The organism is Nitrospira sp. Nam74, assembly GCF_965152615.1.
In genome coordinates this window covers 5,121,711-5,135,846 of the sequence record NZ_OZ224220.1, presented here as the reverse complement: position 1 = coordinate 5,135,846, position 14,136 = coordinate 5,121,711, and the positions used below count along the sequence as shown (strand labels likewise).

The window sequence follows — 14,136 nt, the reverse complement described above, 5'->3', positions numbered from 1 at the left end:
TGAGTCATGCCTCAAGGGCCCGGCAGGGGATTACAGTTCCATACAGCAGATAAAGAAGCTCCACAACAAAACCTCGTGAAGTAGGATTTACCTGACAATTCACAAGCCGTTTTCTGACAAGGGCCGCGTCGGGCTCCTAGTACGATGAAGCAAAGAGAACGGTATCGCGAGTGAACCCAGATGCGGACCCGTATGGTGACGGCTATGGCCGTTGAGCAGATACGATGATTTCCGGTGTGGTTGAGGTAGCCTTAGCCCATCGGACCATGGTGTTGGTGCTCGGCGTGCTCCTCTTGTTCGGCGGACTCTATGCCTTCCATTCCCTTGATATCGTGGCGTATCCGGATCCGTCTCCCCCCATGATTGAAGTGATATCTCAAGAGCCTGCGCTATCCGCTGAAGAGATTGAGCGTCAGATTACGCTGCCCATTGAATTCGCTCTTGCGGCAATGCCCGGTCTAAGCCATACCCGCTCGGTGTCTCTTTTCGGCCTCAGCGATATCAAATTCTATTTTGACTACAACACGGAATACTTTCGGGACCGACAGGAAGTGTTAAGCCGACTGGCGTTTCTCTCCCTGCCGGGAGGCGTGCAGCCAACCATCTCGCCGTGGTGGGCGCTCGCGGAGATTTATCGATACGAGTTGGCGGGATCCGGGCAAACCTTGACGGACTTGAAGACCATTCAGGACTGGCATCTCAATCGGGAGTTCAAACGGGTGCATGGGGTCATCGACGTTACGGCGTTCGGTGGCACCACAAAGCAGTATCACGTGGAATTGGACCCTGGCCTCCTGTTCTCGTATGGCGTGAGCACTCCGCAAGTCATTTCCGCCATCAGCCAAAGTAATGCGAATGCCGGCGGCAACTACTTGACGCTCGGCGCGCAGAGCTTCGATATCCGTGGGGTCGGACTCATTCGAGATCTTGACGATATTGAAAACGTCATGATCGCAGAAAAGGACGGGACTCCGATCCTCGTCAAAAACGTCGGCGCCGTGAAACGGGGTTATCGTGTGCGCCTCGGCAAGGTCGGGATCGACGACCGGGACGATGTGGTGCAAGGCATCGTCCTGTTAATGCGTGGCTATCGCTCTCTGCCGGTGCTGGACCAGGTCAAACACAAAATTGCAGAGTTGAATGCCGGCCAGCTGCCGGAAGGCGTTCAGATCAAGCCGGTGTACGACCGAAGCGTCTTAATCCACACGACCATTGAGACAGTGATGGACATCGTGCTCACTGGAATTTCTCTCGTCTTCATCACCCTCTTTATCTTTCTCGGTCACTTTCGAACCGCTGTCATCGTCGCCCTGTCGGTGCCGATGGCCCTGTTGTTTACATTCATTCTGATGGTGGCCATGGGGGAGTCGGCCAATCTTGTCTCCCTCGGAGCCATCGATTTCGGCATTATCGTCGATTCAACCCTTTTGATGGTGGAAAATGTCTTTTATCAACTGACGCACAAGCGCGACTCTCGCGCATCCATCCAGGACGACATTGTCCATGCCGCCCGGGATGTGGGACGCCCCATTTTTTTTGCCACGTCGATCATCATCGTGGCATTTATTCCGCTGTTTACGATGACCGGCGTGCCGGGAAAGATTTTTGCGCCCATGTCATTGACCTACGTCTGTGCACTCGCTGGCGCCCTCCTCATGGCATTTACACTGGCACCGGTATTGGCATCCTGGCTTCTGAACACGAAATTGCCGGATCAGGACACGTGGATTGTCAGACGCATGCAACATTGGTATCTCAAAATGTTGGACCGGGCCTTGGACCGTGAAGGACGGGTCGTTTTGGTGGCAGGCATCTTGTTGGCCGGATCGCTTGGGATGTGGTTCCTCTTGGGCGGGGAATTTATGCCTCCTCTTGAGGAGGGCAATATCTGGCTCAGAGCGACGATGCCAATCGGCATTTCATTCGAAGAAGCCGGCCGTCTCGTGACGGACATGCGAAGCGTTTTCCGGACATACCCGGAGACCCGCACGGTGGTGTCCCAACTGGGGCGCCCCGATGACGGCACGGATCCCACAAGCTTCTTTAACGCTGAATTTCTGGTCGATCTCAAACCGGCCAAGACCTGGAGGCGCGAGATCGGCAACAAAGCCGAATTGATTTCGCGAATCGAGGCCGAACTGAGCGATCGCTTTCCCGGCATTACGCTCAATTTTTCGCAGATCATTCAAGATAACGTCGAAGAGGCCATGACCGGCGTCAAAGGGGAGAACTCCATTAAAGTATTCGGGCCCGATTTGGCGGTCCTCGAGAAGACGGCCAATGACATTGAGTCGATCATGAAGGATATCGCAGGCATCAGGGACCTGGGGGTGTTGCGCAGCCTGGGGCAGCCCAATCTCACGATCGAGGTCGACCGGTCAGCCACGGCTCGATATGGGCTTGAAGTAGACGACGTCAATGCGGTGATCCAAGCCGCGGTAGGCGGCCAAAGCGTGACGCAGGTCTTTGAGGGAGAAAAATGGTTCGAACTCGTGGTGCGGTTTCTCCCGGAGTTTCGTCGAAATGCTCAACGCATCGGCGATATTCAGGTCATCACGTCAGAACAGAGCCGCATCCCGCTCAAGCAACTGGCGACCATCAAAGAATCCGTCGGACCATTCATGATCTATCGAGAAAACAATCAGCGCTATGTTCCCGTAAAATTCAGCGTCCGTGGCCGGGACTTGGAGCGCACGGTTCAGGAAGCGATCAAGCGGATTGCCGAGCAGGTGCAGGTGCCCAATGGATATCATCTCGAGTGGCATGGTGAATATAGTCAGTTGCAAATTGAAAAGCACCGTCTGGCCACCATTGTTCCGGTGAGCCTCTTCGTCATTCTGCTCATCGTCTCCTATGCGCTCCATTCACTACGCGATGGCCTCTTGGTGCTGGCTGCGGTGCCGTTTGCTCTGGTCGGCGGCATTCTTGCGTTGCTGTTGACGGGGACCCATTTCAGTATTTCTGCCGCCGTGGGCTTTTTGTCGGTGTTCGGCGTGGCGATTCAAGGCGCGCTCATCGATGTGTCGAAAATTCGGCACTTTCTCGACAAGGGGTCGGATCTGAAAGCCGCCATCTTACAAACCGCCGAAGTCCGTATGCGGCCGGTGATGATGACGACCCTATCGGCCGGCATCGGACTACTGCCGGCCTCGGTCGCGACGGGAATAGGAGCACAAGCCCAGCAGCCGCTGGCGCGAGTCGTGGTAGGCGGCATGTTGAGTTCCGTTGTGCTCATTCTCGTGGTGCTGCCGGTGCTCTATCAAATGGTGCATCGACGCGATGCCGTTCCTACTCGAAGGCCTAGCCCATGACGAGCCTGATCCACAACAACACCGGCGTGATTCTGGCCTGCCTGCTGCTGGTGGCCGGATGCAGCAGAGATGGTGAGAGCCAAGCCGTCCCTGCTGAGCGCGCGTCGAACGCCGGTGCGAATGTGGTACGCGTCAACCCTGAAGCGATGCGTGAACTGGTCGTGAAGCCGCTGCTCCACAATGCGGTGAGGCAAGAAGTCATCGTTCAAGGACGGATGCAATATGGACTCGATGGTTTCGTGAGGCTCTCTTCACCGTTACCCGGCGTCGTCAAGTCAGTCCGAGGTCGCCTGGGTGACATCGCGCGTAAGGGTCAGGCGTTACTGACCATTCAGAGTGCCGACATCGGAACGGCCTACTCCGATTTCACCAAGGCCGAATCAGACCGGCGATTGGCACACCAGTCGTTTCAGCTTACCTCAGACCTTTACAAGGTGAAGGCACTTCCTGAGAAAGAATACGAGCAGGCGGAAAACGATCTGCAGAAGGCCGAGGCGGAATATGTACGCGCACGCGAACGATTGCTCGTGCTCAACGTCCCGGAGAGCGAACTGGCGAAGCCGGTGGACCAGCGTCAAATTACGGCTCGGTTTGATGTCAAGTCGCCGCTTGATGGCGTGATCGTTGACAAGCAGGTCACGGTGGGTCAGCTCGTGAAATCGGACGAGGTGCTGTACACGATTGCAAACCCGGATCTGCTGCAAGCCGTGGGGGAAGTGTATGAACGCGATCTGCGCATGCTGAAACCGGGGATGACCGCCTCCGTGCACGTCGACTCATTTCCGAAGATCGTTTTCCCGGCCACGATTGCCTATATCGGAGATGTCGTGGACGCCGCGACCAGGACGATTAAGGTCCGATGCGATGTCGCGAACCTCGATCATAAGCTGAAGGCAGACATGTTCGTACGGATTCAGATCGACGTCGCTTCGCAGACCGAGGGCTTAGGGGTTCCGCCATCGGCGCTGATTCGAATCGATGGCAAGACCTTCACCTATGTTCAACGGAGTCCGGTCGAGTACGAACGCCGCGAGGTCGTAACCGGACCGCTGTCCGGAGAACTCATCGAAATCCGCGATGGCGTCAAAGTCGGGGAACGTATTGTGATGAAGGGTGGGTTATTGCTCGAAGGCGCCTTAGAAAAGGGGCCGCCTCGGCCATAGGCGAAGGTCGCAGCGGCTATTCTTCCACGCGAGAAATGCTTTTCGCGATGGCCTGGACAGCCGGTTCATGGCCTTTCGCTATCCAAGTCCCGTCCAATGCCCGAGACTGCCCAAAGCGGCTCGGCACCTGTATCTCAGCCTGCACTCTGATTCGGTCGCCATCTGCGACTTCCGGGAAGCGGACGCGCGGCGCCCCGCAGATACCGAGCACCGCCACATCCAGCACCGCTCCATTCGCGCTGTCATCTTCCAGCAAAAAGGTATAGGCGCCATAACAGGCACTGCCCGATGGCAGATAGTACGGCTCCAACTCCTTGACGCGACCGACGACACCTTGAATGGTGACCTTCTTCAAATGAAAGGTCTCGGGATCGGCCACAATGTCGCTGATGGAAACGGAATCGTCGGAGAAGGCGGACGTACCCGTCAATAAGGCGATCAGAAAGACGAGTGCGACGACAAAGCAGTTGGTGTACTCCACAATTACGCTACACCAGCGCCTCAGATCAGAGATCCGCGTTAAGACGTCCAAGGACTTCCCTCACGCGCTACTCCAACACCACGTCGTGGTAGGACGGGTCGTGGTGGTCGGCGCCCAGTGTCCCGAGTGCGAAAGCACCGCATACACAGGCCTCTAGCCAACTGAGAACGGCTTTTTCGGCGGTAGATTCAGTGACTGCGCTCATTTGCTTGGTATCGCTAGCCCAACTGGCGAGACAACGGCAGGCATTAAGGGTAAACACTCTTCCACAGCCGAACAGAACTTCCGGAGCTTCACAGTATCGATCTTCCCGGTGTCGTATTGGTAGAGGACGTGTTGCGGTTTCCGGTGCGGCGACCCAGCCGAAGGCACCCCGAGCATCGTCTCCAACTTGCCTGCAATTCGTTGGACACATAGCGTCAGGGTCGCGTGCTTCGATTCCTCAATCAGCCGATTGATTTCTTCGTGCTCGTCTTTGTCGTCGTCATCGTCATGAATTACTGCATGCGACACTCCAAGGTGACTAAGGAGATTCATGAAGCGATGGATGTTGTGCTTTCCGATGCAGTCGAGGACGTAAAGCCCGCACTCGGCGTTCTTAATCTTACCGTCGCCAACAAGGCGAGTGACAAGTGCAACCTCAGTCGGGCCCTCCACCAGCAAGACGTGATTTGCAAAGAACACGCTGGAACGGTCCGGGTTGAGCCAGAGGAAGTACTTCACGGTTTCCATTTCCGGCTTCCAATCGTCCAACTCCAATCGGCTCTTAAGCTTCGGCCACTTGGTCGCGATCTTGTTGAGTGCCTGATTCGAGTCAACGATCTCCGTCCACGCCTTCGTTTCGATCTGCCCCACGGAGATCTTCCCGTCATCCCTTCTAAGCCGAGCGAGGAAGGAATGTTGTCGGCATTGCGACTAACGAAGTGCGATGAATGTGTCGAGCAAAGGACCTGTTGATCGGCCTTACTGGCCAGCGTCACGAGGTTTTTGGCAAGGAGCTCTTGTTGCGGCGGGTGAAGGAACGCTTCAGGCTCTTCGAACAGGATCAGGTTCAAGGATGGCGTGAAATCCTTGGTTTTTTTCGACGGCTTCTTCCCCACATTGCGCGCCCCGAGCTGTATCAGCGAATAGATGAAGTGCCGTTGAAAGCCGGACCCAAATTGGTCGGCCGCAAGTGCCTTTCCGTGAGAATTATCCACGCATTGGTAGGAGAGCAGTGTCTTCACGATTTCAGCCGTGGAAGGAGACCGAAGATCAAGTCGAAAGTGGATGCCCCAGGTGTCCAACAACTCGGTCAACTCTGATTCAATCCCTATCAAGGATCGACCCTCAGTGGTCTTTTCCGTCTTAATGCCTTTGGCAAACGTGTCGAAATCTTCCGAGAACTTCTGGTAGGACGGACTCGATTCAACGACAGCCTCTAGCACGTTCGTCAAGAGGTCTCGAAGCGCCGAGGGGCCGCTCAGCTTAGTGTGGTCATCCACCTTGCTCACGGCTGGGATGAATACGATGTCACCGAGCTTTCCACTTTGGACGTTTTTTGCACCATAGAAAGCATCCGTCGAGAGCATTCCGTCCGTCCTAAATCCAAAGATAGTTCCTTCGCGATTCTTGTCCAAAGCCTTGAAGTATTTTCGCACCCGAACCGTTTTATCGTATGCCTTGTAATCGTCGGCTAGTGAGGCATGCTCGGGGCCGGTCAAGCTGAAACTGAGATCGACCCAGGACTCCTGGTCGGTGGTGAGCACGAACGGAAAGTCTCGGTCGTGCTTGTATTTGAAACCATCCTTTTCGTAGAAGGCGCGGATCGCGTCGATGACGGTGCTCTTACCAGCGTTGTTCGGCCCAACAAGCAGGCTATACTCCTTGAGCACGATGTTCTGATGGAGAATGCCACGGAAGTTGTGAATCGTCACACTAGTTAGCCTCATGTGGTGGCATCCTGAACATTTCGATCCGTGTGCCCGGGCGGCAGTTCGCCCGACAGAAGCCCGGGCAGCGGCGTGTCACGCGAAGCTGAGTCTCCAACGACCGATTCCGTGAAGCCGAGCGTAGTCATGCGGCGAGTTCGTCTTCTCAGCACATCACATCGTGCCCATTACATTGGGCTGAAGGATACCCTTTTTCACTTGGGAAATCACCCCGCCGTGAAAGAGTGGCACAAACCATAAGATGTAACGCCAAACTGAATTCACGGAAACAATGGATGGGTTAATCGAGCGACTGGAGCGGATCGGATCGTCGGCCGCGAGGAGAATGGTCAAGGTTCCTTTGCTAGACTTTACCGTCTTCCCACACATAAATCGGGGTGCCCTGTTGCTTGGCCACCTTGCGAGCCACTTTGGCTGTCCTCCGGAGCGCTCGCCCGACACCCTTCCGCAAACTTTTGTGACTCCGTTTTTGGCTTCGCTGATTTGGGGAAAATAGCCTTCCCTTTGGATGGATACTTAAACGCAGTAACTGAGTCCGCAGAAGAGTTTTTTGCCTTTGATTTGCGAGCCGCTGTCATCAGCGTGTTCTTTTTTGCCATAACTCTTATAGGTCGGCCTTTTTGGAGCACTACCCATACCCGAGCTTCATGAGAAATCAATTTTACGAACCCACGCGCCAGGGCCGACCATAGATTTGAAACCGAAGTCTGATCAAGTTAGACTGCCGCTCCGAAACAACTTTTGCAAAAGCAAAGCGCACGCAATTGACCGCTGAAAGGACACTCGATGACACGATCTGATGGGCCACTGGAATCGTATATCACCTCTACGCGTCCTCGTTTCGAACAGATGCTTGCCGAGATGGTGGAAGTCCCATCGATCAGCATGGATCCATCTCGCAAAGAGGATATGCGCCGGATGGCGACCATGGCGGTTCAGCTCCTCAAGAGTCAGGGAGCACAGGCCCGCATTGTCGAAACCAAGGGCAATCCCGTCGTCGTCGGTGGCTGGTCGACCGGCAAGAAGCATCCCACCGTAACGATCTACAACCATCTGGATGTGCAGCCTGCGCAAGAACCGGAATGGCGGCAGGCCCCCTTTGCCTTTCGGAATGAAGACGGGGTCTATCGTGGGCGAGGTGCTACGGATGACAAAGGTCCCGCGTTAACTGCCATGCTCGCGGCTCGCTACGCGGTGGATCAGGGTCTGCCGATCAACATCCAGTTTCTGTGGGAGCTGGAGGAAGAAATCGGCAGCCCCAACTTCGCCATGGCGCTTGCGGCGGAGAACCGTATTCCAAGACCTGACTCAGTCGTCGTGTCGGATACGATCTGGATTGCCAAGGGCCGGCCCGCCATGCCGTATGGATTGCGCGGTCTCCTTGGCGCGCGACTGTCATTGCGGACCGGAGAGGTGGACGCCCATTCCGGCGTGACCGGCGGCGCCGCACGCAATCCACTGACGGAGCTCTGTGCGCTTGCTCATGCGTGTGTCGATGCGAAGACGGGGGGGGTGAAGATCCCCGGCTTCTACGATGACGTGGTTCCGCCGACGAAAGCGGAGATCAAAGACTTCCTCAAATCCGGCTTTCAGGTCAAACGGTTCATGGAGGCGTATCGCTTTCAGACCTTGAGGACGACGCAGGCGGAAGACGTGCTGCGGAGAATCTGGGCGGCCCCGACTTTCGAAGTGCATGGCTTGGTCGGAGGCTATACAGGCCCGGGGGTGAAAACGGTGGTGCCCGGCTGCGGCGAATTAAAAGTCAGCATGCGGCTGGTGCCGAATCAACGACCCGAGCAGATCTTCCGACTGTTCAAGCGGTTTGTGGCGAAGCAGAATCCCCGCATCACGGTGGATCCTGAAGGCATGCTGCAGCCGTTTCGCGGAGTGTTCGATGGTCCGTATGCCGATGCGGCCAAGCGGGCGGTCAAAGCGGGATTCGGAAAAGAGCCGGCCTTTATTCGAGAAGGCGGATCGATCGGAGCGGTCTCAATTCTACAGCGCGCTTGGAACGTGCCGATCCTCTTCATGGGATTGAGCCTGCCCGAGCATGGATATCACGCCCCAAACGAGTATTTCGATTGGGGCCAGGCGTCAGGCGGGATGCGGATGTTCGCTGCCTATTTTAAAGAGCTGGCTCAAATGAAATGAGCCCGCCGTTACTGAGTCGACGTGGCTGGTGTCGGTTGAATCTGAGCGGCACTGTGATCGCCGCCCGCCATCAACGGCTGGAAAGCCGGATCGGCCTCGACCACACCCTTCATATTATCGTTCGACAAGAGATACACCCACGACTTCGGTGACGCTCCCGGCAGCTTGAGGTACCAATCACGCGCTTCGGTGAGACGTTCCAACATCGCATGGTTATCCCGGTTCGGCGTGAAGAGTAAGCTGTAGGCCATCGTATAGGCGGCGGCGAACTTCTCCATCGGACGATCGGTCTGGGTGTACGCCTCCTCCGCGTCCTTGTACGCCTCTGCGATATTCGGATCGTCGAAACTGCGATTCCAGGCGACCTTGGCGATTCGCGACCAGGCCAGTTCGATCAACGCTCTGGCGCGCTGATTGGTTCGCGAGGCCGGGATTTCCTTCACGACGGCCTCATGGGTGTTGATCGCCGCCAATTGATCGTTGTTCCATCGATACACGATACCAAGACGGATCCGGTTTTCGAGATCCTCAGGTCTGACCTTGGCCAGCATTTCCATCGCCGGCAGCAACCGATAGAGATAATCCGCCGGCGTCGGCTTATCAAAGCCGCCCATTTCCATCCCCAACGAAAGTTCTGTCCGGGTGGTTTGCGCATACGTGTCCCAATAAAGCTGATCGAAGCGCATCGCCAAGGATTGATCGTTGACCTGAGTCTGATGCAGCGTCTCTGACATCCCCAACAAAGACTCGTAAAGATCGCGCGTTAAGAGCCCGAGCGCATCCGGCTGCTTGGGATCGATAATGAGCACGCGATTCAGTAAGGCGACTCGATTGTGGAGATCAGGCAGCAGCGAGGCGCGACCGACTGAGGCAATCAACAAACCCGGCGCGTCTTCGGCGCCCCACCACACGGCCGAATTCTTCACATAGCCACCGGGCTCCGTGACAAAGGGAATCGCTCCGCCCGGATCGGTGATTCGCGCCACGGGCAGGTTCACGACAGCCACGTCGCCAGGCAACCCAAGTTTTTTCAAACCGGTCACGGCCACCCAACTTACGTTGAGACTCTTGAGCGCCGATTTCGGACGCTTCACCGTATTGGTCCATCGATAGGCGTCCGGCGCGTACGTCACCGGCGACGTCAACGCATCTTTGTAGTTCACCCGCATAGTGACCAGCGTCGCGGGTGCTGCCACGACCGGCCCCCCTTCTTTGAGCCGAAACGACACGGCCGGTAACGGTTTCGTTCCCGCCACTTCAACCATCACACCACTGCCGGGTGGAGACGTGCCGACCCGATCCATGACAAAAAATGATGGCGCATAGCGAGTGAGATCTTCCGGAAAGAACACCAGCGCACCTTTTCCAGGCCAGATCGTATCCATCCCCTGCCCACGCCGCTCGACAACGGTGAGATGGGCTTGCTCAAGCGACTGCCAGCATGCGGTGTACACGGGGTCCGATTCGGCGGGAAAGGTAGACAAGCGCGATGGGGCCGCCACGGCCATTCGATACTGACAGGCAAAATCCAGACGCCCGGCCGCCGCTTGATTCCCGGACGCCACCGCTTCAATGTATTGCTGCACTACTGCTATCGCCGGCGATGATTTGTGAGGAGACGACTTGGCCGACTTCGATGATTTCGTCTGCGTACCGGAGGGCGCCGCCCCTGCCGCATCGCCAGTCCACATCCCTGCGCCCATGCAGAACACGACTACGCTCATGCTGACTTTCAGCAGTCCACATATTTGACGTCGAACGCGGCGGTGCATGCTTCTTTCCTCCATTCTTTAGAAAAGAGAAGACACTGTACCATGCGGTAGAAGCGGGTTTAAAGAGGACGGCATACCGCAGGATGTTGAAAAAACCCTTACTGCACCCGCCATAACCCCGGGGCCTGCCGGGGCAGGCCCTTCCCGTGATTTGTTCGCCCATCGCTCAAAGGCTCAATGTCTTGCAAAGGAGCATAGACGGTGTGTTCGACCCCTATCACGTAACGGCCTGCCGGGCGGGGGAAGGCAGCGAAGATAACAAGGGGGTAATCTGTCGGCGGATGCGGTCCGGGTCCGGCACGCCCTTGAGAAGAACTGATTGGCCCTCGCGTTCGGCGAGTTCAACCTCCAGCGCACCCACATTCAACCATCTATTCAAGAGCTCTCGTTTGACATCCACCGAGAGGATCCGGCTCAAGGGGATGTCCTGAATATGGAGCCGCCACAATCCGGAAAGGATCCGAATCCGTTGCGCACTGATTTGGTAGTACACCGCATAGCGAAAGAGCGTCCCTATGGCGAGGAAGAAGATCATCGCGAATGTATAGAGGATGGCGGTGAGCCATTGGCCGTACCGTAAGGCGACAAGCAGGCGCAATGCCGCTGCGCCCATAAAGATAAATAAGACGGCTTGATCGGCCCAAGCCGACCGCCCTTCCCAAATCAGGCGTTCATGAGGAGGCAGTGGAGGAATACGCACCATAGTTCTCTTTCCTCATTTCTTCTACCCTCCCCAAAAAAGGAGGGTGGTTGGTTGGCCTCCCTGCGCCCGTATTTCACCTTCCCGCCCCAGGCGCGCCAAAATGCACCCCCTCGCCAAAGGAGCATGTTCTGATTGTGCGCGCTAGTGAGCACCAAGGCTCAATCCACCCATCCTGTGCCCTCCTGACTCCCTCTCCTTTTCTCCTCAACCACTTAAAAAGAGGGGTGAGTGAGTATGGCGCGACACTGCGCGCATGCACCGAGCACCGCTTCGTGTGCGCGGTGTGCGAGCACACGGGCCAACTTGCTTAGCCCCCTCATTCCACCCGAATTGTTCCCCGCATTTCGTGTCCCGGCATGTCACACAGAAAGGGGTAGTCGCCTGGGCGCTCAGGCGTAAACCGGATGTCGGCGCGACCCCCGGACGGGATAATCACCTTTTTGAATCCATGGTCGCCAAATTCAGGTGCACCGTTGCCACCCACATTCAGACTTACCCCGGTAAAGAGCCCGTTCGGGACAAAGGCATGCAGTTCCGCATCTTCATTACGCAGCACCATGTGTGTCTTACGACCGGCGTGGAGGACAATGAGCGGAGGATCAAACTGCCTCGCATGCATGGTGATCAGAACGAGGTCTTCGGAGGCATCTTGCGCCAGAACGAGCGATGCATCACAAACGATATATCCGACCGCGAAGGACCAGACCACCAGCCCGAAGGCAGAGCTGAATCGTTGCAGTACGCTCATGCCCGATTGTACTGCGGATGAATGAAGCGACACCAGCATGTTAGTGTGCTGAGGCGTCACCATTTGACTGGTTATTCCGAGTCGGATCTGGCGTACCGCCGGCCGCAGCTGATCCACGTTCCACAAGTAGCGCCCCACAGCGGCCATGCCATGGGAGTCCGCACACTTTAATAGCTCGACTAGGCGCGGCTGATGGCCTTCTGAATTTCGCGACGCAGTTGTAGTTTTTTGGAGGGAGAAAGAGGAGCCGCCTCGAAGTGGCGACACAGAGATATCGTTTGGCGCAATGAGTCGAGAAAGACTTCACATTTCGGGCATGCCCCCATATGAGCGCGCACTTCCTGGCACACGTCGGCTGTCAGCTCATCATCAAGATAGGCCGATAGCCGCTGAAGAATTTTTATGCAGCCGGTTTTTGTATGCCGGTGACCTTGAGATGTCTTCCGCTTCACTGGCTTCATAGCGAATTCCTGCCGGCTATTCATCACCGTGTTCACGACTATGCGTTGCCGAGCCGATTCCTCGTGCGGTGAGCTCACGGCGAACGAAAAGCCGCGCCCGGTGCAGTCGCGACTTCACTGCGCGTTCGTTCAGTCCCATGACGGTGCCGACTTCTTTGGCCGAGAGACCTTCCATATCTCGCAACACCAGCACCAATCGATACTTGGCCGGCAATCCCTGAATCGCCTGACGAAGGGCACGGCGAAGCTGTTTGTTCTCCAACGCTTCTTCCGGGGTGAGCCCGTCGGCCCGGATCTGTAGTTGTAATTCGCCGTCCGAAGTCGGGATGAATTCCTCAAGGGACAGCTCATACTCAGGTTCGCCTTTGCGCCGACGCCGCATGGCAAGACAGACGCGCGAGGCAATGCGATACAGCCACGTGGAAAACTGCGCGTCGCCGCGAAAATGAGGCAGCCCTCGGTACGCGTTCAGAAACGTCTCCTGCACCAAATCCCGCGCATCCTCCACTTCCCCACACAGGCGTTGGGCGAAACGGTACATGCGTTCCGCATTGTCTTGATACATCTGATCGAAGATCGTGGCGGTACGACCAGCGGACGAGTCAGCGCGAGATGGATCTTCTCGTTGAATGGATGGTGACGTCACGTCGGCAGTCTACGAGGGAAGACAAAAGAGAGTCAACCGTGACGGTTTGGAATTGGAGAGAGACTGCTTCAGGTGGTCGCACGCCGGCGCCCTGAGAAAAGCTTGGTTTGGTTGGGGCGCACGAGGGAATCGTGATGCCTGGCGCCTGCAGTCTCTCCACTCAGCCATATGCATTCGTGGCAGAAGGCATGGCGGAGTTAAGGAAGTAGTTTGCTCCTAGCCCTTCGGAGCATCGAAGTCGGAGAGGAGGTCGGCTAATTCATTGGCGTGTTCCTCTTCCTTGGCCAAGATTCCCTCGATCATGCGGCGGCTGGTCGGATCATTTTCACCGAAGTACCGCGCCATCTCAGCATAGGTATCAATGGCGATGCGCTCGGCGATGAGATCTTCCCGTATCATGCTGAGCAAGGAGTCGCCCTCGGCGTATTCGGAATGACTCCGGGTTAACAGCCCCTCTGGATTCATGTTAGGTTCGCCACCGAGTTGGGTAATACGTTCCGCAATTTCATCGGCATGCCCCTGTTCTTCGGCCGCGTGCTGTTGAAACTCTTTGGCCACCGGCTCAGCATGAATCCCCGTCGCCATGAAATAATGGCGTTTGTAGCGCAGCACGCAGACGATCTCGGTCGCGAGCGCCTCATTCAAGAGCTTGATCACTGTCTCCCGATCTGCTCGATATCCCTCCGTCACCGCGCCCTGTTCCACGTGTTGCCGAGCCCGGCGCCGAATCTCTTGTACATCGGTTACAAATGTGCCTTTCATCTCCTCC

At 56.4% G+C, this 14,136-nt stretch carries 12 protein-coding genes; 3 read left to right on the top strand and 9 right to left on the bottom strand.

Annotated features, from left to right (window positions below):
* Positions 1-224: 224 nt before the first annotated feature.
* Both ACWHYZ_RS24205 and ACWHYZ_RS24200 read left to right on the top strand, forming a co-directional pair.
* A complete protein-coding gene (locus ACWHYZ_RS24205) occupies positions 225-3,311 on the top strand; it encodes an efflux RND transporter permease subunit (RefSeq protein ID WP_447985226.1) in 3,087 nt (1,028 codons plus the stop codon).
* Positions 3,308-4,474 (top strand): efflux RND transporter periplasmic adaptor subunit, encoded by a 1,167-nt coding sequence (locus ACWHYZ_RS24200; protein WP_447985225.1) that lies wholly within the window; start codon positions 3,308-3,310, stop codon positions 4,472-4,474. Before ACWHYZ_RS24205 ends, ACWHYZ_RS24200 begins: the two co-directional genes overlap by 4 nt.
* A gap of 16 nt (positions 4,475-4,490) precedes the next feature.
* Here ACWHYZ_RS24200 and ACWHYZ_RS24195 read toward each other — a convergent pair whose 3' ends face one another.
* The 3 genes from ACWHYZ_RS24195 to ACWHYZ_RS24185 all read right to left on the bottom strand — a co-directional run bounded on the left by ACWHYZ_RS24195 (position 4,491) and on the right by ACWHYZ_RS24185 (position 6,886).
* Entirely contained in the window at positions 4,491-4,955 is a 465-nt protein-coding gene (locus tag ACWHYZ_RS24195; protein ID WP_447985224.1) for a hypothetical protein, read from the bottom strand.
* A 201-nt stretch (positions 4,956-5,156) separates the two neighbouring features.
* Positions 5,157-5,687: a TOPRIM nucleotidyl transferase/hydrolase domain-containing protein gene (locus ACWHYZ_RS24190; protein WP_447985223.1), complete on the bottom strand. Its 531-nt coding sequence runs from the start codon at positions 5,685-5,687 to the stop codon at positions 5,157-5,159.
* The gene (locus tag ACWHYZ_RS24185; RefSeq protein ID WP_447985222.1) at positions 5,675-6,886 is read right to left on the bottom strand and encodes an ATP-dependent nuclease; all 1,212 of its coding nucleotides are present in this window, start codon (positions 6,884-6,886) and stop codon (positions 5,675-5,677) included. The genes ACWHYZ_RS24190 and ACWHYZ_RS24185 overlap by 13 nt, the downstream gene beginning before the upstream one ends.
* Before the next feature lie 786 nt (positions 6,887-7,672).
* On the opposite strand from ACWHYZ_RS24185, the gene ACWHYZ_RS24180 reads away from it, so the two are divergent.
* Positions 7,673-9,037, top strand: coding sequence for a M20/M25/M40 family metallo-hydrolase (locus tag ACWHYZ_RS24180; RefSeq protein WP_447985221.1), 1,365 nt, complete (start codon positions 7,673-7,675; stop codon positions 9,035-9,037).
* 8 nt (positions 9,038-9,045) lie between these two features.
* Here the strand turns inward: ACWHYZ_RS24180 and ACWHYZ_RS24175 are convergent, their stop codons facing one another.
* The 6 genes from ACWHYZ_RS24175 to ACWHYZ_RS24150 form a co-directional block, all read right to left on the bottom strand.
* Complete coding sequence (locus ACWHYZ_RS24175; RefSeq protein ID WP_447985220.1) at positions 9,046-10,809, bottom strand: tetratricopeptide repeat protein; 1,764 nt, start codon at positions 10,807-10,809, stop codon at positions 9,046-9,048.
* Between the two features lie 217 nt (positions 10,810-11,026).
* A complete protein-coding gene (locus ACWHYZ_RS24170) occupies positions 11,027-11,512 on the bottom strand; it encodes a PH domain-containing protein (protein WP_447985219.1) in 486 nt (161 codons plus the stop codon).
* Positions 11,513-11,828: 316 nt separating this feature from the next.
* A complete protein-coding gene (locus ACWHYZ_RS24165; protein WP_447985218.1) occupies positions 11,829-12,260 on the bottom strand; it encodes a cupredoxin domain-containing protein in 432 nt (143 codons plus the stop codon).
* A gap of 179 nt (positions 12,261-12,439) precedes the next feature.
* The gene (locus ACWHYZ_RS24160) at positions 12,440-12,721 is read right to left on the bottom strand and encodes an anti-sigma factor family protein (protein WP_447985217.1); all 282 of its coding nucleotides are present in this window, start codon (positions 12,719-12,721) and stop codon (positions 12,440-12,442) included.
* A gap of 16 nt (positions 12,722-12,737) precedes the next feature.
* Complete coding sequence (locus ACWHYZ_RS24155; protein WP_447985216.1) at positions 12,738-13,367, bottom strand: RNA polymerase sigma factor; 630 nt, start codon at positions 13,365-13,367, stop codon at positions 12,738-12,740.
* A gap of 216 nt (positions 13,368-13,583) precedes the next feature.
* Positions 13,584-14,129: a ferritin-like domain-containing protein gene (locus tag ACWHYZ_RS24150; RefSeq protein WP_447985215.1), complete on the bottom strand. Its 546-nt coding sequence runs from the start codon at positions 14,127-14,129 to the stop codon at positions 13,584-13,586.
* Between the last annotated feature and the right edge of the window lie 7 nt (positions 14,130-14,136).

Coding starts and splice junctions, on each gene's coding strand:
- ACWHYZ_RS24205 (WP_447985226.1), top strand. CDS start 225: ATGATTTCCGGTGTGGTTGAGGTAGCCTTAGCCCATCGGACCATGGTG.
- ACWHYZ_RS24160 (WP_447985217.1), bottom strand. CDS start 12,721: ATGAAGCCAGTGAAGCGGAAGACATCTCAAGGTCACCGGCATACAAAA.
- ACWHYZ_RS24170 (WP_447985219.1), bottom strand. CDS start 11,512: ATGGTGCGTATTCCTCCACTGCCTCCTCATGAACGCCTGATTTGGGAA.
- ACWHYZ_RS24165 (WP_447985218.1), bottom strand. CDS start 12,260: ATGAGCGTACTGCAACGATTCAGCTCTGCCTTCGGGCTGGTGGTCTGG.
- ACWHYZ_RS24185 (WP_447985222.1), bottom strand. CDS start 6,886: ATGAGGCTAACTAGTGTGACGATTCACAACTTCCGTGGCATTCTCCAT.
- ACWHYZ_RS24190 (WP_447985223.1), bottom strand. CDS start 5,687: ATGGAAACCGTGAAGTACTTCCTCTGGCTCAACCCGGACCGTTCCAGC.
- ACWHYZ_RS24175 (WP_447985220.1), bottom strand. CDS start 10,809: ATGCACCGCCGCGTTCGACGTCAAATATGTGGACTGCTGAAAGTCAGC.
- ACWHYZ_RS24180 (WP_447985221.1), top strand. CDS start 7,673: ATGACACGATCTGATGGGCCACTGGAATCGTATATCACCTCTACGCGT.
- ACWHYZ_RS24200 (WP_447985225.1), top strand. CDS start 3,308: ATGACGAGCCTGATCCACAACAACACCGGCGTGATTCTGGCCTGCCTG.
- ACWHYZ_RS24150 (WP_447985215.1), bottom strand. CDS start 14,129: ATGAAAGGCACATTTGTAACCGATGTACAAGAGATTCGGCGCCGGGCT.